Source organism: Dactylosporangium salmoneum (assembly GCF_039532525.1).
Taxonomy (GTDB): domain Bacteria; phylum Actinomycetota; class Actinomycetes; order Mycobacteriales; family Micromonosporaceae; genus Dactylosporangium; species Dactylosporangium salmoneum.
In genome coordinates, this window is the sequence record NZ_BAAARV010000034.1 from 52,304 (window position 1) to 73,750 (window position 21,447).

At 73.2% G+C, this 21,447-nt stretch carries 26 protein-coding genes; 13 read left to right on the forward strand and 13 right to left on the reverse strand.

Annotation, left to right across the window (positions count from 1 at the left end; translation table 11 throughout):
* Positions 1 to 3 precede the first annotated feature (3 nt).
* Both ABD352_RS23740 and ABD352_RS23745 read right to left on the reverse strand, forming a co-directional pair.
* Positions 4 to 714, reverse strand: coding sequence for a metal ABC transporter ATP-binding protein (locus ABD352_RS23740; RefSeq protein ID WP_344614665.1), 711 nt, complete (start codon positions 712 to 714; stop codon positions 4 to 6).
* Between the two features lie 32 nt (positions 715 to 746).
* The gene (locus ABD352_RS23745; protein WP_344614666.1) at positions 747 to 995 is read right to left on the reverse strand and encodes a DUF6703 family protein; all 249 of its coding nucleotides are present in this window, start codon (positions 993 to 995) and stop codon (positions 747 to 749) included.
* Positions 996 to 1,026: 31 nt separating this feature from the next.
* Here ABD352_RS23745 and ABD352_RS23750 point away from each other — a divergent pair, with 31 nt between their 5' ends.
* From ABD352_RS23750 to ABD352_RS23760, 3 genes are all read left to right on the forward strand, one after another.
* A complete protein-coding gene (locus tag ABD352_RS23750) occupies positions 1,027 to 1,350 on the forward strand; it encodes an antibiotic biosynthesis monooxygenase family protein (protein ID WP_344614667.1) in 324 nt (107 codons plus the stop codon).
* A gap of 19 nt (positions 1,351 to 1,369) precedes the next feature.
* Positions 1,370 to 1,885 carry a hypothetical protein gene (locus ABD352_RS23755; RefSeq protein ID WP_344614668.1) on the forward strand — a complete coding sequence of 172 codons (516 nt, stop codon included), beginning with the start codon at positions 1,370 to 1,372 and terminating at the stop codon, positions 1,883 to 1,885.
* A 172-nt stretch (positions 1,886 to 2,057) separates the two neighbouring features.
* Entirely contained in the window at positions 2,058 to 3,440 is a 1,383-nt protein-coding gene (locus ABD352_RS23760; RefSeq protein ID WP_344614669.1) for a glycine--tRNA ligase, read from the forward strand.
* Here ABD352_RS23760 and ABD352_RS23765 read toward each other — a convergent pair whose 3' ends face one another.
* Positions 3,441 to 3,911, reverse strand: coding sequence for an XdhC family protein (locus ABD352_RS23765; protein ID WP_344614670.1), 471 nt, complete (start codon positions 3,909 to 3,911; stop codon positions 3,441 to 3,443).
* Between the two features lie 70 nt (positions 3,912 to 3,981).
* Between ABD352_RS23765 and ABD352_RS23770 the strand changes: the two genes are divergently transcribed.
* From ABD352_RS23770 to ABD352_RS23785, 4 genes are all read left to right on the forward strand, one after another.
* Positions 3,982 to 4,989 (forward strand): permease, encoded by a 1,008-nt coding sequence (locus ABD352_RS23770; protein ID WP_425553618.1) that lies wholly within the window; start codon positions 3,982 to 3,984, stop codon positions 4,987 to 4,989.
* Positions 4,986 to 5,705, forward strand: a complete 720-nt coding sequence (locus tag ABD352_RS23775; RefSeq protein ID WP_344614671.1) for a TIGR03943 family putative permease subunit — start codon at positions 4,986 to 4,988, stop codon at positions 5,703 to 5,705. The genes ABD352_RS23770 and ABD352_RS23775 overlap by 4 nt, the downstream gene beginning before the upstream one ends.
* Positions 5,706 to 6,431, forward strand: coding sequence for a histidine phosphatase family protein (locus ABD352_RS23780; RefSeq protein WP_344614672.1), 726 nt, complete (start codon positions 5,706 to 5,708; stop codon positions 6,429 to 6,431).
* A 150-nt stretch (positions 6,432 to 6,581) separates the two neighbouring features.
* The gene (locus tag ABD352_RS23785) at positions 6,582 to 7,058 is read left to right on the forward strand and encodes a YcxB family protein (RefSeq protein ID WP_344614673.1); all 477 of its coding nucleotides are present in this window, start codon (positions 6,582 to 6,584) and stop codon (positions 7,056 to 7,058) included.
* Positions 7,059 to 7,169: 111 nt separating this feature from the next.
* Here ABD352_RS23785 and ABD352_RS23790 read toward each other — a convergent pair whose 3' ends face one another.
* Positions 7,170 to 8,078 carry a class I SAM-dependent methyltransferase gene (locus ABD352_RS23790; RefSeq protein WP_344614674.1) on the reverse strand — a complete coding sequence of 303 codons (909 nt, stop codon included), beginning with the start codon at positions 8,076 to 8,078 and terminating at the stop codon, positions 7,170 to 7,172.
* Between the two features lie 92 nt (positions 8,079 to 8,170).
* Here ABD352_RS23790 and ABD352_RS23795 point away from each other — a divergent pair, with 92 nt between their 5' ends.
* Genes ABD352_RS23795 through cobF form a run of 5 tightly spaced genes read left to right on the forward strand, consistent with a single transcriptional unit; the run spans position 8,171 to position 11,968 of the window.
* Entirely contained in the window at positions 8,171 to 8,572 is a 402-nt protein-coding gene (locus tag ABD352_RS23795) for a TOBE domain-containing protein (protein ID WP_344614675.1), read from the forward strand.
* Positions 8,573 to 8,588: 16 nt separating this feature from the next.
* A complete protein-coding gene (gene modA / locus ABD352_RS23800; protein WP_344614676.1) occupies positions 8,589 to 9,380 on the forward strand; it encodes a molybdate ABC transporter substrate-binding protein in 792 nt (263 codons plus the stop codon).
* Complete coding sequence (locus ABD352_RS23805) at positions 9,358 to 10,161, forward strand: ABC transporter permease (protein ID WP_344614677.1); 804 nt, start codon at positions 9,358 to 9,360, stop codon at positions 10,159 to 10,161. The genes modA and ABD352_RS23805 overlap by 23 nt, the downstream gene beginning before the upstream one ends.
* On the forward strand, positions 10,158 to 11,210 hold the full coding sequence (locus ABD352_RS23810; protein ID WP_344614678.1) for an ABC transporter ATP-binding protein: 1,053 nt from the start codon (positions 10,158 to 10,160) through the stop codon (positions 11,208 to 11,210). The genes ABD352_RS23805 and ABD352_RS23810 overlap by 4 nt, the downstream gene beginning before the upstream one ends.
* A 2-nt stretch (positions 11,211 to 11,212) precedes the next feature.
* Complete coding sequence (cobF, locus tag ABD352_RS23815; protein ID WP_344614679.1) at positions 11,213 to 11,968, forward strand: precorrin-6A synthase (deacetylating); 756 nt, start codon at positions 11,213 to 11,215, stop codon at positions 11,966 to 11,968.
* Here cobF and ABD352_RS23820 read toward each other — a convergent pair whose 3' ends face one another.
* Positions 11,969 to 12,349, reverse strand: a complete 381-nt coding sequence (locus tag ABD352_RS23820) for an aldo/keto reductase (RefSeq protein ID WP_344614680.1) — start codon at positions 12,347 to 12,349, stop codon at positions 11,969 to 11,971. It abuts the gene before it with no gap.
* A gap of 76 nt (positions 12,350 to 12,425) precedes the next feature.
* On the opposite strand from ABD352_RS23820, the gene ABD352_RS23825 reads away from it, so the two are divergent.
* Positions 12,426 to 13,190 carry a zf-HC2 domain-containing protein gene (locus ABD352_RS23825; RefSeq protein ID WP_344614681.1) on the forward strand — a complete coding sequence of 255 codons (765 nt, stop codon included), beginning with the start codon at positions 12,426 to 12,428 and terminating at the stop codon, positions 13,188 to 13,190.
* Between the two features lie 43 nt (positions 13,191 to 13,233).
* Here the strand turns inward: ABD352_RS23825 and ABD352_RS23830 are convergent, their stop codons facing one another.
* From ABD352_RS23830 to ABD352_RS23865, 8 genes are all read right to left on the reverse strand, one after another.
* On the reverse strand, positions 13,234 to 13,872 hold the full coding sequence (locus ABD352_RS23830) for a LuxR C-terminal-related transcriptional regulator (protein WP_344614682.1): 639 nt from the start codon (positions 13,870 to 13,872) through the stop codon (positions 13,234 to 13,236).
* Entirely contained in the window at positions 13,869 to 15,047 is a 1,179-nt protein-coding gene (locus ABD352_RS23835; RefSeq protein ID WP_344614683.1) for a sensor histidine kinase, read from the reverse strand. Before ABD352_RS23835 ends, ABD352_RS23830 begins: the two co-directional genes overlap by 4 nt.
* A 77-nt stretch (positions 15,048 to 15,124) precedes the next feature.
* Complete coding sequence (locus ABD352_RS23840) at positions 15,125 to 15,682, reverse strand: carbohydrate-binding protein (RefSeq protein ID WP_344614684.1); 558 nt, start codon at positions 15,680 to 15,682, stop codon at positions 15,125 to 15,127.
* A gap of 63 nt (positions 15,683 to 15,745) precedes the next feature.
* Complete coding sequence (locus ABD352_RS23845; RefSeq protein ID WP_344614685.1) at positions 15,746 to 17,251, reverse strand: DUF1996 domain-containing protein; 1,506 nt, start codon at positions 17,249 to 17,251, stop codon at positions 15,746 to 15,748.
* Positions 17,252 to 17,415: 164 nt separating this feature from the next.
* Positions 17,416 to 18,693, reverse strand: a complete 1,278-nt coding sequence (locus ABD352_RS23850) for an NAD(P)/FAD-dependent oxidoreductase (protein WP_344614686.1) — start codon at positions 18,691 to 18,693, stop codon at positions 17,416 to 17,418.
* 12 nt (positions 18,694 to 18,705) lie between these two features.
* Positions 18,706 to 19,929, reverse strand: a complete 1,224-nt coding sequence (locus ABD352_RS23855; protein ID WP_344614687.1) for a deoxyguanosinetriphosphate triphosphohydrolase — start codon at positions 19,927 to 19,929, stop codon at positions 18,706 to 18,708.
* Positions 19,926 to 21,029 carry an AI-2E family transporter gene (locus tag ABD352_RS23860; protein ID WP_344614688.1) on the reverse strand — a complete coding sequence of 368 codons (1,104 nt, stop codon included), beginning with the start codon at positions 21,027 to 21,029 and terminating at the stop codon, positions 19,926 to 19,928. Before ABD352_RS23860 ends, ABD352_RS23855 begins: the two co-directional genes overlap by 4 nt.
* Positions 21,026 to 21,379 (reverse strand): VOC family protein, encoded by a 354-nt coding sequence (locus tag ABD352_RS23865; RefSeq protein ID WP_344614689.1) that lies wholly within the window; start codon positions 21,377 to 21,379, stop codon positions 21,026 to 21,028. The genes ABD352_RS23860 and ABD352_RS23865 overlap by 4 nt, the downstream gene beginning before the upstream one ends.
* Positions 21,380 to 21,447: the final 68 nt, after the last annotated feature.

The window sequence follows — 21,447 nt, forward strand, 5'->3', positions numbered from 1 at the left end:
CGCTCAGGCCGCCGCGGCGTGCGGGTGCACGTGGTCGTTGTCGGTCGCCGGCGGGGCGCCGTCGTGGACGATCGCGCCCCGGCTGACCACGACGGCCCGGCTGATCAGCGGCCGCAGCGGGCCCAGCTCGTGCGCGACGAAGACGACCGTGCCGCCCTGGGTCACGAACCGGCGCAGGCAGTCGGCGAAGAGATCCTGGCTGACCGCGTCGACGCCGGCGGTGGGCTCGTCCAGCACCAGCAGCTCCGGGCCGCCGGCCAGGGCGCGGGCGATGAGCACGCGCTGCTGCTGGCCGCCGGAGAGCACGGAGACCGGCTCGCGGGCGCGATCGGCGAGGCCGACCGCGGTCAGGGCCTCCTCGACGGCCTGCCGGTCGGCGCCGGAGGCGGGACGCAGGAAGCCGCGCCGGGCCAGCCGGCCCTCGGCCACCACCTCGCCGACCGTGGCCGGCACGCCGCTGCCGGCGCCGACGCGCTGCGGCACGTAGCCGATGCGGTGCCAGCCGCGGAAGCGCCGCAGCGGGGTGCCGAACAGCCGCACCTCGCCGCCGGCCAGCGGGGCGAGCCCCATCGACGCCTTGACGAGGGTGGACTTGCCGGAGCCGTTGGCGCCGAGGATGGCGACCACCTCGCCGGCCCGCACGCTGAGCGAGACCCCATCGAGGACGGGCCGGCCATCGTAGGCGACGACCGCCCGTTCGACCTGGAGAACCACACTCCGAGCGTGCCTGATAATGGGAATCGTTGTCAACTTGCCTTGTATATAGCGGCCGCCACCACGAGTGCGAGAATGAGCATCCGGGGGACCCGCCCCGCCGCCGGGGTGACGGACCACGTCACGTACTGCAGCCACGCCAGCCCCGCGGCCAGCACCGACAGCACCGCCGCGCCGACGATGCCGGGCAGCAGCAGCCCGAGGAACACGAGCGCGGCTGTGACCAGGAAGACCAGCGTCTTGTTGAGCCGGGCCAGCCGGATCAGCACGCGCTCGGGCATGGGGCGGGGTCCTTTCCGTATGCTCGGCGGCATGCTCGTGATGACCAGGTTCGTCGTCGATACCGCCGATGAGGCTTTCGTCGGGCGCGCGCACGCCGCGCTGGCCGCCCTGGCGGCGTGCCCAGGGTACCTTCGGGGCCGCCTCGGGCGGGCCTTCGACGACCCGGCGCACTGGAGCATCGTCACCGAGTGGGAGTCGGTCGGCTCCTACCGCCGCGCGCTGTCCAACTTCGACGTGAAGGTGCACGCCACGCCGCTGCTCGCCCAGGCGCTCGACGAGCCGTCGGCGTTCGAGGTGCTGGCCGAGTGCGAACCCGGCGGCGGGCTGACGGTCGCGGCGAGTGACCGCGCCTGACGTTGGATAGGCTGATCACATGATGCCGCCCCAGCCGCAGTGGCCGGCGCCCGGGGAGGTGCCGCCACCGCCGCGCGGCCCGGGTGTGCTCGCCCCGTTCGCGTCGCCGCCGCGCGACCGCGACCTGCGGGGACTGTGGATCAGCCTCGTCGTGGGCGCGCTCGTCGTCGTGCTGTGCTGCGTCGGCGGGGTGGTCGGCGTCGTGCTCCTGGTGCCGTATGCGGACGGCGTCGCCAAGAAGCAGGTCGTCTCCGAGGTCCAGACTTACCTGGTCGCCGTGCGTGACGAGAACTTTGCCGAGGCCCGCAGGCAGCTGTGCGCGCCGGAGCAGCGCACCCACTCCATCGGCTGGTTCGAGGACCACTACGGCAGCAACCCGGTGATCGACTACCGGGTCTCCGTCGAGGACGTGACCATCGCCGACTCGGTCACCGTCGCCGTGCAGATCGAGCACACCGGCGGCCGGTGGGAGACGCAGCAGTACATCATGGAACAGTCCGGCAGCCGCTTCGAGATCTGCGGCGGGATCGATTAGCCCGACCGCGCGGCGGGCCGGGCGACCCGGACGGTTAATCTGGTGCGGCTCGCCCCGGCGTAACCGTACCGTCGATGGTGACGTTTGACGGTTTGCCGCATTTTCCCTATTTGGACAAACCCCGACAACCTGCCTTGCCGACAGCCAGTCGCCGTGAGGCCGAGGAGGAACCATGGCCGCAGATCGCATCGATTCCGTCGTCAGCCTCGCGAAGCGCCGCGGCTTTGTCTTCCCGTCGAGCGAGATCTACGGGGGCACGCGCTCGGCCTGGGACTACGGCCCACTCGGTGTGGAGCTCAAGGACAACGTCCGCCGCCAGTGGTGGAAGACGATGGTCCAGCAGCGCGACGACATCGTCGGCCTCGACTCGGCCGTCATCCTCGCCCGCGACGTGTGGGTCGCCTCCGGCCACGTCGACGCGTTCGTCGACCCGCTGACCGAGTGCGCCTCCTGCCACAAGCGCTTCCGCGCCGACCACCTCGAGGAGGCCTGGGTCGAGAAGCACGGCGCGGGCAAGCCCTTCGTGCTCGGCGACATCAACTGCCCGAACTGCGGCAACAAGGGCACCTTCAGCGAGCCGCGCATGTTCAACGGCCTCATGAAGACCTACCTGGGCGCCGTCGAGAACGACGAGGGCCTGCACTACCTGCGCCCCGAGACCGCCCAGGGCATCTTCGTCAACTACAACAACGTCGCCGGCGCCGCCCGCAAGAAGCCGCCGTTCGGCATCGCGCAGGTCGGCAAGAGCTTCCGCAACGAGATCACCCCGGGCAACTTCATCTTCCGGACCCGCGAGTTCGAGCAGATGGAGATGGAGTTCTTCGTCGAGCCCGGCAGCGACGAGCAGTGGCACGAGTACTGGCTGCAGGAGCGCTGGAACTGGTACATCGACCTCGGCATCTCCACGGACAACCTGCGCTACTACGAGCACCCGAAGGAGAAGCTCTCCCACTACTCGAAGCGCACGGTCGACATCGAGTACCGCTTCCGCTTCGGTGGCCAGGAGTTCTCCGAGCTCGAGGGCATCGCCAACAGGACCGACTTCGACCTGACCACGCACTCCAAGCACTCCGGCGTCGACCTGTCGTACTTCGACCAGGAGAAGAAGGAGCGCTGGGTCCCCTACGTCATCGAGCCGGCGGCCGGCCTGACCCGCGCGGTGCTCGCCTTCCTGCTCGAGGCGTACGACGAGGACGAGGCGCCGAACACCAGCGGCTCGGTGGACACGCGCACGGTCATGCGGTTCGACAAGCGGCTCGCCCCGGTCAAGGCGGCCGTACTGCCCCTGTCGCGCAACGCCGACCTCTCGCCGAAGGCCCGCGACCTCGCCGCGCAGCTGCGCAAGCGCTGGACGGTGGACTTCGACGACGCCCAGGGTATCGGCCGGCGGTACCGCCGCCAGGACGAGATCGGCACCCCGTTCTGCCTGACGGTGGACTTCGACACGCTCAACGACAACGCGGTGACGGTGCGCGACCGCGACTCGATGGCCCAGGAGCGGGTCTCGATCGACCAGGTCGAGCGGTACCTGATCGAGCGCCTCCCGGGTTGCTGATCATCCGAAGCTGAACCCGCCGGGCCGGTCGTTTCTGTCGGCGACCAGCCCGGCGAGGGTCGCCAGGGCGATCTCGGCGGGCGTGCGGGAGCCGATGTTGAGCCCGATCGGGCGGTGGACCCTCGCGATGTCCGCCTCGTCGACGTCGAGCCTGCGCAGGGCCTCGATGTGCGGGGCCGGGTGCCTCGGGCTGCCCATCACGCCGATCCAGCGGGCCGGCGTGGCGAGAGCGTCCCGCAGGACCTCGCCCAGCTCGGGGCGATCATGGTCCGTCACCACGATGTCCGTGTTCGCCGTGATGTCCAGGCCTTCGAGGCCCGGCTCGGCCAGCGCGACCCGGTAGCCCAGCGTCGCCGCGAAGTGCAGCAGGTGGGTGGCGACGGGGGAGTCGAAGACGGCTACCACCGCCCGGCCGTCCGGCGCGAGCTCGACCGCGCCGTGGGCCAGGGCGCACGCCTGTGAGTCGAACATCGCTCACCCTCCGAAGTGTTCGTCCGCGCTTCATGCCGACGGTACCAATCGACGCGGTAGCCTCCTGGGCGTGACGCTGACCGAGCACCCACCCCAGTCCCCTCCCGAGGCCGCCGCGCCGCAGAAACGGTGGCGTCCCGGGTCGGTCGAGGTGCTCGCCGTCGTGCTCGTGCTCGTGGTCGTGCTGCGCGGGCCGATCATGCGCTCGCTGGCCGCGCCGGCGCTGCAGACCTGGCTCACCGTGTTCGTCTCCGTGCTGACCCAGGCGATCCCGTTCCTCGTCTTCGGCGTCGTGCTCTCCGCGATCATCGCCGTCTTCGTCCCGCCGTCCTTCTTCGCCAAGGCGCTGCCGCGGCACCCGGCGCTCGCCGTGCCGACGGCCGGCGTCGCCGGCGTCGTGCTGCCCGGCTGCGAGTGCGCGTCGGTGCCCGTGGCCGGCGCGCTGGTCAGCCGTGGGGTCACGCCCGCCGCCGCGTTCGCGTTCCTGCTCGCCTCGCCCGCCGTCAACCCGGTCGTGCTGGTCTCCACCGCGGTCGCCTTCCCCGGTCAGCCCCGCGTGGTGATCGCCCGGGCCGTGGCCAGCCTCGTCGTCGCCTGCCTCATGGGCTGGCTGTGGCAGGCGTTCGGCAAGGGCAGCTGGCTGCGCATACCGTCGCGGGCCCACCTGGACGGGATGGGCAAGTGGCCGGCGTTCTGGGCGTCGGTGCGCCACGACGTGCTGCACGCCGGCGGCTTCCTCGTCATCGGGGCGGCGTCGGCCGCGGTCATTGCCGTGGTGGTGCCCAAGAGCTGGCTGGAGCACGTGGCGGCCAACCCGTTGCTGGCCATCCTGGTGCTCGGGCTGCTGGCGGTGCTGCTGTCGATCTGCTCGGAGGCCGACGCCTTCGTGGCCGCGTCGCTCACCCAGTTCTCGATGACCGCCCGGCTGGCCTTCCTGGTCGTCGGCCCGATGATCGACCTGAAGCTCTTCGCGATGCAGGCCGGGATCTTCGGCCGGCGGTTCGCGCTGCGCTTCGCCCCCGCCACCTTCGTGATGGCGATCCTCGTCTCCGCGCTCCTGGGACCGGTGCTGCTGTGAACAAACAGGCTCAGGCCGTGATCCTGCTGCTCGTCGGCGGGGCGGTGCTGCGGGCGTCGCTCACCGGGCAGTACCTCAACTACGTCAAGCCGGGGCTGCAGCCGTATCTCGTCGTCGCCGGGGGCATCCTCCTCGTCGCGGGCGGCTTCACGCTGTGGTACGAGCTGCGGGCGCGCGGCGCGGCCGCGCAGGAGCACGACGACGGCCACGGGCACGCGCACGGCGGCCCGAAGGTGGCCTGGCTGCTGCTCGCCCCCGTGCTCGGGCTGCTGCTCTTCGCGCCGCCGGCGCTGGGCTCCTACGCGGCCGGTCGGTCGGGGTCGGCGGTGACGGCGAGGTCGGAGTACGCGCCGCTGCCGGCCGGGGACCCGCTGGCGCTGCCGATGCTCGACTACGCCTCGCGGGCCGTGTTCGACCGGGGTGCTTCCCTCGGCGAGCGGCGCATCCAGCTCACCGGCTTCGCGATGCGCGGCCCGCAGGACTCGTGGCTGCTGGCCCGGATGATGGTGAGCTGCTGCGCGGCCGACGCGCGGCCGGTGAAGGTGGCGCTGGGCGGGGACCTGCCCGACGGCCTGGCCGACCAGCAGTGGCTGCAGGTCGTCGGCAAGTACAGCAGCCGCGAGCTGCAGGACCAGGTGAACGGCGAGGCGATCCCGTACATCGAGGTGTCCGAGGTCACCTTGATACCGGTGCCGCAGGAGCAGTACGAGTCATAGGTGACCGCCTTGACCCCCGCCCTGCTCGTCCTGGTCCGCCACGCGGAGTCCGCGCGCAACATCGCCAAGAAGGGCAGCGTGTACTTCGCCGACGACGCGGCCCGGCAGGTCGTGCGGGGCGTGCCGGACCACCTCATCGAGCTCACGCCGGACGGGCGCAAGCAGGCCGCGCAGACCGGCCAGGCCATCCGCTCGCGGTTCGGCGCCTTCGACTACGTGTTCACCAGCGGCTACGCCCGCACGGAGCAGACCGCCGCGGCGATCCTCGACGCCTACCCCGAGGTCGAGCGCTCGCGGATGCGGGTCAAGACGGAGCTGTTCATCCGCGAGCGCGACCCGGGCTTCGCCTACGACATGACGACCGCCGAGGCCGAGGCCGCGTTCCCGTGGCTGAACGAGTACTGGCAGACCTTCGGCGGCTTCATGGCCCGCCCGCCCGGCGGCGAGAGCCTGGCCGACGTGACCGGCCGCGTGCACATGTTCCTCAACGCCATCGCCCGCGACCACGCCGGCCAGAAGATCATGGTGGTCACCCACGGCGGGACGCTGCGCTGCTTCCGGTTCCTGCTCGAGGGCTGGAGCTACTCGCAGGCCCAGTCGTGGCCGGAGGGCGGCTCGCCGGCCAACTGCGGCGTGACCACCTACCGCGCCGCGGACGATCGGCTGGAGCTGCAGGACTACAACCAGGTCTACTGGACCGTCGGCTCCCCGGCGGACGGGATCTGAGCGCTCGGCGTCGATCTGCGGCCCGGCGGCGTGCGCCCGGGATTCCCCACCGCGGCACGCCATCGTCCTCGTTCCCCGGGCTCGGGTGCCGCGCGGAGGAGTGATCGGCGATGGCGTACTGTCGCGGCAGCAATCGATGAACGGGGGGCGATGCACATCAGCCTGACGGTCCAGCCGGACCGCGGCCGCACCCGCAGGTCGGTGAAGGCCCGCATGCGTGGCAGCCTGCGTTCATGGCGCCTGGTCGGCGGTGGGCTGGCCGCGGCGGGCCTGAGCGCGTTCGCCATGGGCACCCCGGTCGGCGCCGGCGTCCTGCTCGCCCCGGGCGTGACCCTGCTGGTCGGCCCGTGGGTCCTGACCCGCGCCGCGGCCAAGGCCCGCACGGGCGTCTTCGTCGAGACCGCGACGTACGAGCTGACCGACGAGGCGGCCCGCGTCCGCACCCCGAGCCTGCGCGCCACCTACCGGTGGTCCAGCGTGGAGCGGGTCGAGGACAACGGCGAGTTCTGGGTCGTGATCGTGAAGGGCACCGGCGTGCTGGTCCTGCCCTGGACCCTGCTGCCGGAGCCCGACGCCCGCAACGCCCGCGACTTCCTGTCCGGGCGCGGTCTGCTGGTCGCCGTCTGACCGACCCGGCCGACGGCCACCCGGTCCGGCGCGCCAGGGCGAAGAAGACGCACCCGGCCGACGGTCACCCGGTCCGGCAGGCCGGGCGAAGAAGACGCACCCGGCCGACGGTCACCCGGTCCGGCGGGCCAGGGCGAAGAAGACCGCCCCGCCGTCGTCGTAATCGGTCAGGGCCCAGCCCGTGGCCGCGCACAACGCCTCGAGCCGGTGGCGGGACAGCGGGTCGTCGGGGTGCAGGGTGCGGCCGTGGCGGGCGGCGAGGGCGGCCCGGCCCGTCGGGTGGAACAGGATCAGGCGGCCGGCCTCGGCCGTGGCCCGGGCCAGCTCGCGCAGGCCGTCCGCGGCGCTGGGCAGGTGCATGATCAGGCCGGCGGCGAAGACGGCGTCCAGGGTGGACGCGGCGAAGGGCAGGCGGCGGGCGTCGGCCATGAGGAGCGGCTCGCCGTGCTTGCGGGCGACCTCCAGCATCTGCGGGGTGTGGTCCAGGCCCAGCACGCGGCCGGTCGGGCCCACCGCCTCGCGCAACGGGAGCAGGGCGCGCCCGGTGCCGCAGCCGACGTCCAGGACCGTCGAGCCGGGGGGAATGGCGGCTCGGCGCACGGCCGCGGCGTAGGCGGGGGCGTCGTCGCCGAACTTGGCGTCCCAGGTCGCGGCCCGGATGCCGAAGAAGGCGCGGGACTCGCGCAGATACCAGCTGGCGTGGTCCAGCAGGGCCGGGTTCACGTGGCGGACCACGGGCCAGTCGCGGTCGTGCACGTCGACCACGATGTCGGCCGAGTCGGCGGTGGGGGACGTCCGGGACGTGCGGAGCCAGATCGTCAGCTCGACGGGGGTGCCGCTGCCGTCGATGGTGATGGTGTCGGGGGCGCTGGGCCGCGTGCGCAGCGCCGAGGCGAGGCGGGCCGTCGTCTCCGCCACGACCGAAGGGTCCGGCCCGTCGACCACGATGCGGGCCGGGCCGCCGGCCCGCCCGGCCGCGCCGGCGAGCAGGCTCAGGACCTCGGGCCACCGCTGTGCCATGCCCCCTATCATGCCCCAGGCGCCTTTCCTTGGGCAGATGCGAGACCTATCGGCGATTTATCCCCGCAACTGCAGGGGCTAGGCTTTCGGCCATGACCAACTTTCGCATCGGGGAGGCGGCCGAGCTGCTCGGGATCAGCGCCGACACGTTGCGGCGCTGGGTGGACGGCGGGCGGCTGCCGGCCGGGCGGGACGAGCACGGGCACCGGGTCATCGACGGGGCGGATCTCGCGGGGTTCGCGCGTGAGCGGGCCGCGGAGGTCGAGGGCCTGGAAGGGTCCTCGGCGCGCAACCGGCTGCGGGGGATCGTCACCGCGGTGGTCAAGGACACGGTGATGGCGCAGGTGGACATCCAGGCCGGGCCGTTCCGGATCGTGTCGCTCATGAGCCGCGAGGCCGCCGACGAGCTGGACCTGCAGGTCGGCTCGGTCGCGGTGGCGGTGATCAAGTCGACCACCGTCGTGGTCGAGCGCGCGGACAAGCAGACAAAGTAGACAAGGGGAGGACCATATGAAGCGGGTGGCGCTGGCGGCGCTCCTGGCCGTTACGGTCGGGCTGGCCGGGTGCGGCAACGACGAGCCGTCGAGCACGAGCACCCCGGCCGCGAGCGGCGGGGCCACGGGCGTGACCGGGACCGTCACCGTGTTCGCGGCGGCCTCGCTCACCGAGTCCTTCAACAAGATCGGCAAGGACTTCGAGGCGGCGAACCCCGGGGCGAAGGTGACGTTCAACTACGCCGGCAGCTCGCAGCTGGCGACCCAGATCAACCAGGGCGCGCCGGCCGACGTGTTCGCCTCGGCGGCCCCGGCCAACATGAAGACCGTCACCGACGCCGGCAACGGGTCCGGGTCGCCGACCACCTTCGTGAAGAACCAGCTGGTCATCGCGGTGCCCAAGGGGAACCCGAAGGGCGTCAAGGGGCTGGCCGACCTCACCAAGCCCGGCGTGAAGGTGGCGCTGTGCGCGGAGCAGGTGCCGTGCGGCGCGGCGGCCAAGAAGGCGCTCGACTCGGCCGGGGTCAAGCTCACGCCGGTCACGCTGGAGCAGGACGTCAAGGCGGCGCTGTCGAAGGTGAAGCTCGGCGAGGTGGACGCGGCGCTGGTGTACCGCACCGACGCCAAGTCCGCCGCGAGCGACGTCGAAGGGGTCGAGTTCCCCGAGTCGTCGGGGGCGATCAACGAGTACCCGATCGTCGTGCTGAAGAGCGCGCCCAACGCGAGCGGGGCGAAGGCCTTCGTCGAGTACGTGCTGTCGGACAAGGGCAAGACCGTGCTGTCGGATGCCGGCTTCCAGGCGCCGTGACCGGTCCCGGCGGGTACCGGCCGCGCTGCTGGTGCCCGCCGGGCTCGGCCTGGCGTTTCTCGTCCTGCCGCTGGCGGGGCTGCTGATCCGCGCGCCGTGGACGACGCTGCCGCAGCGGCTGGCGCAGCCGGGCGTGCTCACCGCGCTGCGGCTGTCGATGGTGTGCGCAACGCTGGCGACGCTGGTGTGCCTGGTGCTCGGGGTACCGCTGGCCTGGCTGCTGGCCCGGGTCGACTTTCCCGGGCGGCGGCTGGTGCGGGCGCTGGTCACCGTGCCGCTGGTGCTGCCGCCGGTGGTCGGCGGCGTGGCGCTGCTGCTGGTGTTCGGCCGGCGCGGGCTGCTCGGGGAGTGGCTGGACCAGACCTTCGGGATCACGCTGCCGTTCACCACGACCGCGGTCGTGCTGGCCGAGGCGTTCGTGGCGATGCCGTTCCTGGTCATCGCGGTCGAGGGGGCGCTGCGCGGGGCCGACAGCCGCTACGAGGAGGCCGCGGCGACGCTCGGTGCCGGGCGGTGGACCACGTTCACGCACGTCACGCTGCCGCTGGTGGCGCCCGGCATCGCGGCCGGCGGCGTGCTGTGCTGGGCGCGGGCGCTCGGCGAGTTCGGGGCGACGATCACGTTCGCCGGCAGCTTCCCGGGCCGGACGAGGACGATGCCGCTCGAGGTGTACCTCGCCCTCGAAACCGACCTGCAGGCGGCGATCGTGCTGAGCCTCATCCTCCTGGCCGTGTCCGTCGCGATCCTGGCCTCGCTGCGGGATCGGTGGATCACGGCATGACCTTCCTCGAAGCGCACCTCGTCGTCGAGCGGGGGACGTTCAGGCTCGACGCCCGGTTCGCGATCGGCGCCGGGGAGGTCGTGGCGCTGCTCGGGCCCAACGGCGCCGGGAAGACGACCGCGCTGCGGGCGCTCGCCGGGCTCACCGCGCTCACCGAGGGCCACATCACGCTCGACGGCGGCGACCTCGACCGGCCCGCCGCAGGGGTCTGGACGCCGCCGGAGCGCCGGCGCATCGGCGTGGTGTTCCAGGACTACCTGCTGTTCCCGCACCTCAGCGCGCTGGACAACGTCGCCTTCGGGCCCCGCCGGAAGGGCGCCGACCGGCGCGCCGCCCGGGCCGAGGCGCAGGCCTGGCTGGGCCGCGTCGGGCTGGCCGACCTCGCCAAGCGCAAGCCCCGCCAGCTCTCCGGCGGGCAGGCCCAGCGGGTGGCGCTGGCCCGGGCTCTCGCCGTACAACCGCGCCTGTTGCTCCTCGACGAGCCCCTCGCCGCGCTGGACGCCGGCACGCGCGCGGACACCCGGGCCGAGCTGCAGCGGCACCTCACCGAGCACCCGGGCGCCACGCTGATCGTGACCCACGACCCGCTCGACGCGCTGGTGCTCGCCGACCGGCTGGTGATCCTGGAGCAGGGCGGCGTGGTGCAGGAGGGCGACGCCGCCGAGATCACCGCGCGGCCGCGCACCGAGTACGTGGCCCGGCTGGTCGGGCTCAACCTGTACCGCGGCCGCGCCGACGGGCACACCGTCGAGGTCGGCGGGGTCGCGCTCACCGCCGCCGACGCGCTGCACGGCGACGCGTTCGTGGCGTTCCCGCCGTCCGCGGTGGCGCTGCACCCGGCCCGGCCCGACGGCAGCCCGCGCAACGCCTGGCCGGCCACGATCGCCGCGATCCAGCGGCACGGCGACAACCTGCGCATCCGGCTCGACGGCGCGCTGCCGGCCGCGGCCGACGTGACCCCGGCCGCGGCGGCCCACCTGGAGCTGACCCCCGGGCGCGAGGTGTGGGCGGCGGTGAAGGCGGCCGAGACCCGGGCCTATCCTGCTTAGTCATGCGCACCGTGTTGATCATTGGAGTAGGGGCCGGGGACCCGGAGCAGGTCACGGTCCAGGCGATCAACGCGATGAACGCCGCCGACGCCTTCTTCGTGCTTGACAAGGGCGAGGCCGCCGCGGAGCTGACCGAGGCCCGCCGGGCGCTGCTGGCGCGGTACGTCACCGGCGAGTACCGCACCGTGGTCATCCCCGACCCGCCCCGCGACCGGCAGGCCGCCGACTACGCCGGGGCGGTGCGGGACTGGCGGGACGAGCGGGCCCGGCTGCTGGCCGAGGCGATCGAGCGCGAACTGCCCGACGGCGGCACCGGGGGCATCCTGGCGTGGGGCGACCCGGCGCTGTACGACGGCACCATCCGCGTGCTGGAGACCATCCGGGCGGCCGGGCACGACGTCGCCTTCGAGGTCATCCCCGGGATCAGCAGCGTGCAGATCCTCACCGCCCGGCACAGGGTGACGCTCAACCGGGTCGCCGGCCCGGTGCACATCACCACCGGCCGACGCCTGGCCGCGGGCTGGCCGGAGGGCTGCGACGACGTGGTGGTCATGCTGGACGCCGGCCTTTCCTGCCAGGTGTACCGCGACCAGCCCATCGACATCTACTGGGGCGCCTACCTCGGCACCCCCGACGAGATCCTCGTCGCCGGGCGGCTGGGCGAGGTGATCGACGAGATCGAGCGGGTGCGCGCCGAGGCCCGGGCCCGCAAGGGCTGGGTCATGGATACGTACCTGCTGCGGCGCACGGGGTCCTGACTACAGCGCGGCGGCCCCCAGCACCCACGGCGCGGTCTGCTCGATGAAGTCCGACGGGAACCCGGCGGCGAACCCGGTCGCGTCCTCCAGGCGCTTGGCCAGCTCGTCCGGCAGGTCCACGTCGAGGCAGCCGAGGTTGTCGCGGATCTGCGCCTCGGAGCGCGCGCCCAGGATGGGCAGCACTCCGCGGCGCCGCCGGGTCCAGGCCAGCGCGACCTGGGCCGAGGTGGCGCCCAGCTCGCCGGCGACCGCGTGCACCTCCCGGGCCACGCTCATGTCCCGCTCGCTGATCGAGTCACGGTCCAGGCGCGCGGTGTCGGGGCGACCCGTGTCGTACTTCCCGGAGAGCACGCCGAAGGTCGTGTACCCCATCATCCCCATGGATGTGACCCTACGTCGCCGCCGGATCGCGGCGGCGGGTTGGAACCAACCGGGCATGAGCGGCGACAATCCAACCGTGGAGTGTGCGCTGTTCCGAGAGGCGCTGTCGGCCCGGATCGACGGCGAGGACGAACCGATCGAGCCCGCGCTCGTCGACGCCCACCTGGCGGGCTGCGCGGGCTGCCGGGAGTGGGAGCGCGAGGCCCGGGCCGTGACCCGGCTCGTGCGGCTGCAGCCGGTGCTCGGCACGCCGCCCCCGGTGGAGGCGCTGCTGGCCGGCTTCAGCGCCGAGAAGCAGAAGCGCTCCGGGACCGCCGCGAAGAAGCGCCTGGTCCTGGTGCTGCGGGTCCTGCTCGGCGTGTTCGGGGCGGCCCAGTTCGTGCTCGGCATCGCCCAGGCCGCCACCGCGGCGACGACGGCCCACGTGCACAACTCCGGCCACGTCTTCCACGAGTCGGCGGCCTGGAACGTGGCCATCGGGGCCGGCTTCGCCTGGATCGCGACCCGGCGGGCCACGCCGGCCGGCGCGCTGCCGATGCTGACCGCCTTCGTCGCGCTGCTGGCCCTGCTGAGCACCAGCGACCTGCTGGCCGGGACCGTGGAGACGACCCGGCTGGTGAGCCACCTGTTCGTGCTGGCCGGGTACGCGATCGTCGTAGCCCTTTCCCGGCCCGGCCTCGACCCGGGCCGCCCGCCCGCCGGCCGCCAGGGGCCGCCCTGGCGCTGGGGCCGCCCGCCCGGGCTGGACGAGGAGCCGGCCGCGCCCGCGCCCGCCCCGGCCCGGCTGCGCCTGATCGAGGGCCAGGCCCACGCCGGCAACTCCCCGCGCAAGGCCGCCTGACACCGGGTCCCTGGCCGCAGCCGAGCGGATCGCGCCGCGGCGCTCAGCCGAGCTGGGAGGTCCAGCGGATCACGGCCTCCGTGCGGCTGCGGACGCCCAGCTTGGCGAAGACGTGGTTCAGGTGGTTCTTGACCGTCTTCTCGGTCAGGCGCAGGCGGTGGGCGATGGAGGCGTTGGACAGGCCCTGGCAGAGCAGGGTCATCACGTCCTCCTCGCGGTCGGTCAGGCCGAACCGGGGGCGGGCCGCGTGGCGGGCCCGGGCCTGGTGCTGGTCGCGCAGCATCGAGGCGGCGACCGAGGCGGCGATGGGGGAGAGCCAGCCGCGGCCGGACGCCACCGCGTGGACCGCCCGCAGCAGCTCCGGCGGCTCGAACTCGCCGTGCACGAGATAGCCGCGGGCGCCCTGCCGCAGCATGTCCGAGATCAGCTGAGGGTCGTCGTCGCTGGTCATGACGAGCACCGAGGTGTACTGCGCGAGCGTGCCGATCACCGACAGCCCGTCGGCGATGGGCATGCGGTGGTCGAGCAGCGTCACGGTGGGGCGCAGGCGGCGGGCGGCATGCAGGCCCTCGCGGCCGTTGGCCGCCTCGGCCAGGATCTCCACGCCCGGGTCGCCCGCCAGGATGCCGAGCAGCGCACCGCGGACGATCGGGTTGTCGTCCACCACGAGCACCCTGATCACGGGGCGGCCACGACCGCGTGCAGCGGGGCGCGGACCGTGATGGTGGTCCCGGCGCTGGGGGCCGAGTCGATGTACAGCTGCCCGCCGGCCGTGCGGGCGCGCTCGGCCATTCCGACGATGCCGAAGTGGCCCGCCGACTGCAGGCGGGACAGGTCGCCGGGCACGGCGAAGCCCACCCCGTCGTCGGAGATCTCCAGGGTCACGCCCTGGCGGGCGGGGGCTAGGCGGACGTGGACGCGGCCGGCGTACGAGTGCCGGGCCGTGTTGGCGAGGGCCTCGCGCAGGATGCGGGCCAGCTCGTAGCCCACCGCGACGGGCGGGTCGACCGGGGTCAGGTCGGTGTGGGCCGGGATGCCGGTGCGGGCGCTCCACGCGGCGCAGATCTCGGCGACGGCCGCGGCCAGGTCGCGGTCCGGCACGTCCAGGCGCATCTCCCGCAGCAGCTCGCGGGCCTGGCGGGCGGCCGCCTTGGCGCCCGCGGCGACCGTGCCGGCCAGGTGCTCGGCCAGGGCTGGCTGGCGGCGCAGGGAGGAGGGCAGGGCGAGCGCGGCCAGCGAGACACCCCGCAGGGTCTTGGCGACCGAGTCGTGCAGCTCGCGGGCCAGCCGCGCGCGCTCCTCGGCGGCGGCCGTGCGCTGGGCGGCGGCGACCAGGCTGCGGGAGAGCTCCAGGTGGCGGGTCAGGGCGGCGGTGGCCATGGCGGCGCCGATGCCGGCCAGGGCGCCGGCCATCGGCAGCGGGGCGACGAACGCGGAGATGTCGGCCGGGGGCTCGCTCTCGCGCAGGACCTCGGCTACGACCGCGAAGCCCATCGCGGCGTGCACGGCCCACACCGGCAGCGCGCGCAGGCCGAGGACCACGCCGGCCAGGGCGCCCGCGCCGGCGGCGTAGCAGAAGTAGGCGATGCCGCCGTGGCTGACGGCCAGTACCGCGAACACGGGCAGGAAATCGGCGGCGATCACCGCGAGCGGCCGCGCGACCAGGCGCGGCCACCGGGCCAGGGCCCCGACCTGCGCGGCCGTGAGGAGCGCGACCAGGGCGAGCACCGCGACAATCCGCCAGCGGTCCTCGACGAGCAGCAGGCCGGCGGCCGCCGCGCACATCGTCGCCGCCGCGCGGCCGATGAGCACCGCCCGGGCGAGCGCCGCCGCGGCCACCTCGCGGTCGGTACTCATTCCCGGAACGCTACCGATCGGCGGGCGAGGCGGCGAAGCGCGGCCCGGCGCTTAAGCCGAATTTCAGCCGCGCCTAATCAGGCGATCATGACCTCGTCGAGGTCCGGCGCCGGGGACTCGTCGTTGTAGAGGGCCAGCCGCAGCTCGCCGGCCGGGAGGTCGGCGGTGAAGCGGAACGACTGCGGCGCCGTCCACGCCGGGCCGTCCACGTCGAAGGTGCGGGCCGGGCCGCCGTTGATGCTGACCTTGAGCTTGCGGTGGCCGTCGGCCTCGTAGTACACCGTGATCTCCCGCGGCCCGGCGACCGGCAGGACGGTCCGCACGACCAGCCGGCACTCGGCGCACAGGTACCGGACCCGCTTGCCGCCCCGGCAGGTGCCGCACGCGACGGCCGAGGCGCCGCCGGTGAGCTCGTTGCCCGGGTCCTCGGCCTGGATGTGGATCGGGGCGAAGCTCGCCGCCGGGGCGCTGGCCAGCGCGGCGCCGCCGGAGCGGAACGGGGACGGGGACGGGGAGGGGCCCGCCGAGGGCGCCGGATCCTTGTGCTTAGGGGCGATGAGCGGGGGCACGGCCACGGTCGCCGCCGCGATGCCGATGGCCAGTGCGGTCAGCCCGATCCACTGCCGCTCACCCACGGGCGCACCATACGCCAGGGTGGGCGCCGCGAGGAACGCGGCGCCCACCGGGAACGGGGCGGGTCAGGGGAGCAGGTAGTCGTTGTTGAGCACGTACGGCGCGGGCTGCTGGTCGTCGCGGCCGTCGTGGCCCTGGGCGTCGCACTGCCGGGCCGCCACGATGCACCCGTTGATCATCGCGGCCAGGGTCCGGTCGTCCCAGGCGTTGATGAAGTCGTAGTGGAAGGTCGGGCCGGCACCGCTGGAGAAGTGCACCTTCGACATGTCACCGTTGACCGGCCACGCCATCTTGAACTCGAGCTTCGGCACGGCGACCGGGTGGTCGTCCGGGCACACCATGCCCGCCGCGCTGTGGCTGTCGATCGGGTACGCCATGTGGCTCTGGTGGTCCGGCGAGTCGAGGTGCAGCCCGTCCCAGCAGCTCGGCGCCTGGTAGCGGATGTTGAGCTTCACGCTGCGATCGGTCGGGCAGGACTTCGGGATGTCCTTGTTCTCGTAGCTGTCGCCGCACTCGAAGCCCTTCTCGGTCGCGGCGAGGAACTTGTCGGCGTCGGTGTTCTTCGCGTTGCCGACCACGAAGCGTAGGCCCTTCGGGAACGGCCGGACGCTGCGGTAGTCGGTGACGCCGGTCTTGTAGTAGATGACCTGCGGGCCCTCCGGGTTCACCGCGACGTCGCCGTTGAGCAGGGTCGGCATCCAGTACGCGGACAGGTCACCCTTGGCCTTGCAGGTGGTCTGCCCCTTGGTCAGCGAGTCGATTGTCGTCGCCGCGTTGGTCGTCGTGTTGCCCATGAACGTGTGCAGGTGCGAGGCGCCCGGCAGGTTCGGGAACACGATCGGGTCGTCGCCGAGGTTGGTCCGGCTCACCGAGCAGTTCGCCTGGAACTCGTGGAAACCGCCCTTGTTCGGCGGTACCTCGTGGGAAGGCTTGACGTTCGTGACGGGGTTGGGCGCCATGATCCAACCGGCGGCGGCCGACCCGGTCGGGACCGGTCCCGCGCTCGACGGCCCGGCGCCGCTCGGCGAGGCCGGCGGGTTGACCGTCGCGGTCGCGGGCGCCGAGGAGGTGCCGAAGACCTGGAACTCCCACAGCGAGTAGCCGTAGCCGGTGGCCCGGGCCGTGCCGGTCAGCCGCACGTAGCGGGCGGTGCCGGCCACCGGGATCGTCTGCTTGCCGCCGGTGCCGGACTGGGTGGCGTACACCTGCGTCCACGTCGTGGCGTCGGAGGAGATCTGCAGCGTGAACGCGGTCGCGTAGGCCCGCTCCCAGTTCAGCACCACGCGGCCGAGGGTGGCCGGCGCCCCGAGGTCGACCTGCAGCCACTGCGGGTCGGCGAACGCGCTGGACCACCGCGTGCCGGCGTCCCCGTCGACCGCGGCCGAGGCCGGGTAGCCGCGCCCCTCCGTGGAGGAGGCCGTGGCCGGCTTGCCCTGCGACAGCGGCTTCTCGTCGGCCGTGGCCGAGTGCAGCGGCCCGGTGGCGAACCAGCCGAGCAGGGCGACGACGGCGACCGCGATGCCGGCCAGCGTGAAGCGGCGCGAGCGGGGCAGGCGTCGAAGGGTTCTCATCGAGTCTCCCGTTGATAGACCGCCGCCAAGGTGGCGGGGGCGAGGGAGGCGGTGCGCCCCCACCACCGCGACGCTAGCGACGGCCCGGCCCGCGATCCTGGGCCCAAAGACCCAGACCGGGACCCAATCCCTGGGCCGGTGGGCGGCCCAGGGGGAGACCCGGCTCAGGGGAGGAGGTCGGCCAGGGGGACGCCGGGGTCGGCCAGGCGGGCCAGGTCGACGGCGGTGCCGTCGAAGCCGGCGCGGACGAGGTTCTGGATGTCGTCGGTGACGTCCCAGACGTTGGCGTTCATGCCGGCCAGCACGCGGCCGTCCTTCACCCAGAAGGCGATGAACTCCGGGGCCTTTCCGTCCTTGAGGGACGGGTCGCCGCGGAAGACCACCCGGTCGTACCCGCCCGGGGCGGCGTAGCCGGAGTACTCCATGCCCAGGTCGTACTGGTCGGAGAAGAAGTACGGGACGCGGTCGAAGACGACGTCCTCGCCGAGCAGCGCGCGGGCCGCGTACTTGCCGCCGTTCAGGGCGTTGGCCCAGTGCTCGACGCGGATGCGGTGGCCGAGGCGGGGGTGGTCGAGGTTGACCACGTCGCCGGCGGCGTAGATGTCCTCGGCGGAGGTGCTCAGGTCGGCGCCGACCAGGATGCCGTTCTCGACGGCGAGGCCGCCGTCCACGGCCAGCTCGGTGTTGGGCTGGATGCCCACGCCGACCACCGCGACGTCGGCCGGCAGCTCGGTGCCGTCGGTGAGGACGACGGTGGTGAGGCGGCCGTCGGTGCCGCGGAACTCGGCGACCGAGGAGCCGAAGCGGAAGTCGACGCCGTGGGCGCGGTGCAGGTCGGCGTAGATGGTGGCGACCTCGTCGCCCAGGACGCGCTGCAGCGGAAGGTCGGCCTGCTCGACGACGGTGACGTTGCCGCCGTGCTGGCGGGCCGCGGCGGCGGTCTCCAGGCCGATCCAGCCGGCGCCGATGATGACGACGTTGGCTGGCCCAGCCCCCGGAACAGCACTGCGCAGGTGGGCCAGCAGGGCGTCGGACTCGTCGATGGTGCGTAGGTACCGCACGCCCGCGAGGCCGGCGCCCGGGACGTCCAGGGTGCGCACCCGCGAGCCGGTGGTGAGCAGGAGCTTGTCGTAGCGCAGCTCGTCCACCCCGTCGAGGGTGACCGTGTGCGCGGCCGGGTCCAGGTGGGTGACGCGGGTGGCGAGGCGCAGGTCGACGTCGTGCTCGGCGTACCACTCGGGTGCGTGCACGAACGCCTTCTCGCGGGCGCCCTCCTTGCCCTGCAGGTGGGCCTTCGACAGCGGCGGGCGCTCGTACGGGCGCTCGGTCTCCTCGCCGATCAGGATCACCCTGCCGTCGAAACCCTCGGCGCGCAGCGTCTCGGCGGCCTTCGCGCCCGCCAGGCTCGCGCCGACGATCACAAACGTTCGTCCATCAGCCATGGATCCAGCCTTTCACGACCCGGACAGCCGTGTGTGCCAGGCCACCGCGGACTGGTCGGTCAGGCTGGCGACCTGGTCGATCACCACGCGCAGGCGGGCCGCGTCGTCGGGGGCGGCCCGCCACATCGGGGCGAAGACCGGGTCGAGGCCGTCGCCCTCGCGATCGAGCAGGGCGGCGACCAACGACTGCAGGAGTTCCACCTCGTCGGAGTACCGCTGCGAAGATCCTGGCCGGCGCATGACGTAGCGCAGCGCGATGCCCTTCAGCAAGGCGCAGTGGGCGCGCACCAGGGGCGGCACCAGCAGGTCGGCGTCGTAGCGGCGCAGCGGGCGGGGGCCGTGGCGATCGAGGGTGGCGGCGACCGCGGACGCGGCGAAGCGACCGGTCAGGACGCTGGTCATCCGCTTGAGGGCGATCTGGGCGCGGTGGCTGCCGTCGTAGTCGTCCAGCGGCTCGAACACCGGGTCGGCGAGCAGGTCCAGCAGGATGGCCTCCAGGTCGGCCGCCGGCTCGTGCGAGTACGCGGCGGCGACGTCGGCGCACAGGGCCCGCCGCTCGCCCGCGTCCGCGCGCAGCGGGGCCAGGTGGACGTACCCACCGTGAATGCCGTCCTCGAGGTCGTGCACCGAGTAGGCGACGTCGTCGGCCCAGTCCATGACCTGGGCCTCCAGGCAGCGCCGCGGGCCGTCCTCGACGCGCAGCCAGCGGAAGACCTCCAGGTCGTCGGGGTACACGCCGAACTTGCGCCGCCCGGGCTCGCGCGGCCACGGGTACTTCGACACCGCGTCCAGCGACGCCCGGGTGAGGTTGAGCCCGGCCCCCTCGACCTTGGCCTCCAGCCGGGTGAGCACCCGCAGGGTCTGCGCGTTGCCCTCGAAGCCCCCGCACGCCGCCGAGACCGCGTCCAGCGCGTCCTCGCCGTTGTGCCCGAAGGGCGGGTGGCCGAGGTCGTGGGCCAGCCCGGCGACGTCGACGACGTCCGGGTCGCAGCCCAGCCGCGCGCCCATCTCCCGGCCGATCTGGGCGACCTCCAGGGAGTGGGTGAGCCGGGTGCGCAGGAACGCGTCGGTGCCCGCGGTGTGCACCTGCGTCTTGGCGGCCAGCCGGCGGAACCCGGCCGAGTGCAGCACCCGGGCCCGGTCGCGCTGGAACGGGGTGCGGCCGTTGTCGGCGGGCGTGGTGACCGAGTCCTTGACCGGTTCGGCCACGAAGCGATCAGCGTCGGGATCGGTCACGTATCGAGCTTAGAAGAGTCCTCATCTCTCGGCGCCGGGATCGGCACCGGCGGCTCGGCCGGCGGCTCGCGCTCGGGCGGCGGCTCGTTGAGCGCCTCCACCATCGGCGTCATCAGCACCTTGGCCGCGGCGACGATCGGGATGCTCATCAGCGCGCCCACGAGGCCGAGGACCGCGCCGCCGGTGAGGGCGGCCAGCAGTACCGCGATCGAGGACAGGTCCACCGTGTTGCGCAGCACCCGGGGGGCGATGAGGTAGTTCTCCACCTGCTGGTAGACCACGAAGAACCCGACGAGCACGGCGGTGGAGACGACGTCGCCGGTGGCCAGGGCGACGATGCAGCAGCCGGCCGCGCCGACCGTCGCGCCGATGAGCGGGATGAGGTCGGTGAGGGCGACCCACACGGCCAGCGGCAGTGCGAAGGGCACGTGCAGCGCGAACAGGCAGACGAACGCCGAGACGCCGGCGAAGACCGAGATGATCAGGTTGCCGATCATGTAGCCGCCGACCTTGTCGACCACCACGTTGATCGCCTGCGCGGCCCGCGGGCGGGCGGTCCGCGGCACCAGGCGGACCAGGCCGCGGCGGATGCGCGGCAGGTCCGCCATGAAGTAGATGGTGAGCACGGTGACCAGCACGACGTTGACCAGCACGCTGAAGATGCCGGTGAGCACGCCGAGCGCGCCGCCGCCGATCTTGCCGGGCAGGGTCGCGGCGAAGTCGGTGAGCTTCTGGGTCAGGCCGTAGCGGTCGGCGATCTCGCGGTACGTCTTCGATCGCTCGGGCAGCTCCTGCAGGTAGTGCGGGACGTTGTCCAGCAGCTGCCCGGCCTGCCCGACCAGCGGCGGCACCAGCGACCAGATGAACCCGGCCAGGATCACCAGGGCGAGCAGCAGGATGATGCCGACCGCGAGCGAGCGGCGCACTCCGTGGCGGATCAGCAGCCGCACGGCCGGGTCGAGGCTCACGGCGATGAACAGCGCGATGAGCACCTGGACGAGCACCTCGCGCACGGAGTAGACCGCGAAGGCGCCCATCGCGACGGTCAGCAGGCCCAGACCGGCCGCGATGGCCAGGCGGTAGGTCTTGGCGAAGGTCATCGCTGTGGCCGCATAATGCAGAACTCGTTGCCCTCCGGGTCGGCGAGCACCACCCAGCCGGCGTCCTCGAGCTGGCCGACGTCCACGTGGCGGGCCCCCATGTTCACCAGCCGCTCCAGCTCGCCGTCCAGGTCGTCGGGGCGCAGATCCAGGTGGAGGCGGTTCTTCGCCGGCGTCTCACCCGAGTGCCGCAGGAACACGATTCGGGGATGGCCGTCGATGTCGGGGCCGATGACGACCTCCCGGGGCGATACGCTCTGCACGCGGTGGTCCAGCACTTCCGCCCACCACCGGGCCAGGCGTTCCGGGTCGACCGCGTCCACGATCAGGGCGTACCAGTGACTCCCCATAACCACCTCCGCCGTCGACGTGGGGACCCACCATACGCCGGGTCGACGGTCGTCGCAGCCAGGTCTGC

Coding starts and splice junctions, on each gene's coding strand:
- ABD352_RS23865 (WP_344614689.1), bottom strand. CDS start 21,379: ATGGGGAGTCACTGGTACGCCCTGATCGTGGACGCGGTCGACCCGGAA.
- ABD352_RS23835 (WP_344614683.1), bottom strand. CDS start 15,047: ATGAGTACCGACCGCGAGGTGGCCGCGGCGGCGCTCGCCCGGGCGGTG.
- cobF (WP_344614679.1), top strand. CDS start 11,213: ATGCGCACCGTGTTGATCATTGGAGTAGGGGCCGGGGACCCGGAGCAG.
- modA (WP_344614676.1), top strand. CDS start 8,589: ATGAAGCGGGTGGCGCTGGCGGCGCTCCTGGCCGTTACGGTCGGGCTG.
- ABD352_RS23850 (WP_344614686.1), bottom strand. CDS start 18,693: ATGGCTGATGGACGAACGTTTGTGATCGTCGGCGCGAGCCTGGCGGGC.
- ABD352_RS23745 (WP_344614666.1), bottom strand. CDS start 995: ATGCCCGAGCGCGTGCTGATCCGGCTGGCCCGGCTCAACAAGACGCTG.
- ABD352_RS23760 (WP_344614669.1), top strand. CDS start 2,058: ATGGCCGCAGATCGCATCGATTCCGTCGTCAGCCTCGCGAAGCGCCGC.
- ABD352_RS23785 (WP_344614673.1), top strand. CDS start 6,582: ATGCACATCAGCCTGACGGTCCAGCCGGACCGCGGCCGCACCCGCAGG.
- ABD352_RS23860 (WP_344614688.1), bottom strand. CDS start 21,029: ATGACCTTCGCCAAGACCTACCGCCTGGCCATCGCGGCCGGTCTGGGC.
- ABD352_RS23845 (WP_344614685.1), bottom strand. CDS start 17,251: ATGAGAACCCTTCGACGCCTGCCCCGCTCGCGCCGCTTCACGCTGGCC.
- ABD352_RS23810 (WP_344614678.1), top strand. CDS start 10,158: ATGACCTTCCTCGAAGCGCACCTCGTCGTCGAGCGGGGGACGTTCAGG.
- ABD352_RS23755 (WP_344614668.1), top strand. CDS start 1,370: ATGATGCCGCCCCAGCCGCAGTGGCCGGCGCCCGGGGAGGTGCCGCCA.
- ABD352_RS23805 (WP_344614677.1), top strand. CDS start 9,358: ATGCCGGCTTCCAGGCGCCGTGACCGGTCCCGGCGGGTACCGGCCGCG.
- ABD352_RS23790 (WP_344614674.1), bottom strand. CDS start 8,078: ATGGCACAGCGGTGGCCCGAGGTCCTGAGCCTGCTCGCCGGCGCGGCC.
- ABD352_RS23765 (WP_344614670.1), bottom strand. CDS start 3,911: ATGTTCGACTCACAGGCGTGCGCCCTGGCCCACGGCGCGGTCGAGCTC.
- ABD352_RS23795 (WP_344614675.1), top strand. CDS start 8,171: ATGACCAACTTTCGCATCGGGGAGGCGGCCGAGCTGCTCGGGATCAGC.
- ABD352_RS23820 (WP_344614680.1), bottom strand. CDS start 12,349: ATGGGGATGATGGGGTACACGACCTTCGGCGTGCTCTCCGGGAAGTAC.
- ABD352_RS23750 (WP_344614667.1), top strand. CDS start 1,027: ATGCTCGTGATGACCAGGTTCGTCGTCGATACCGCCGATGAGGCTTTC.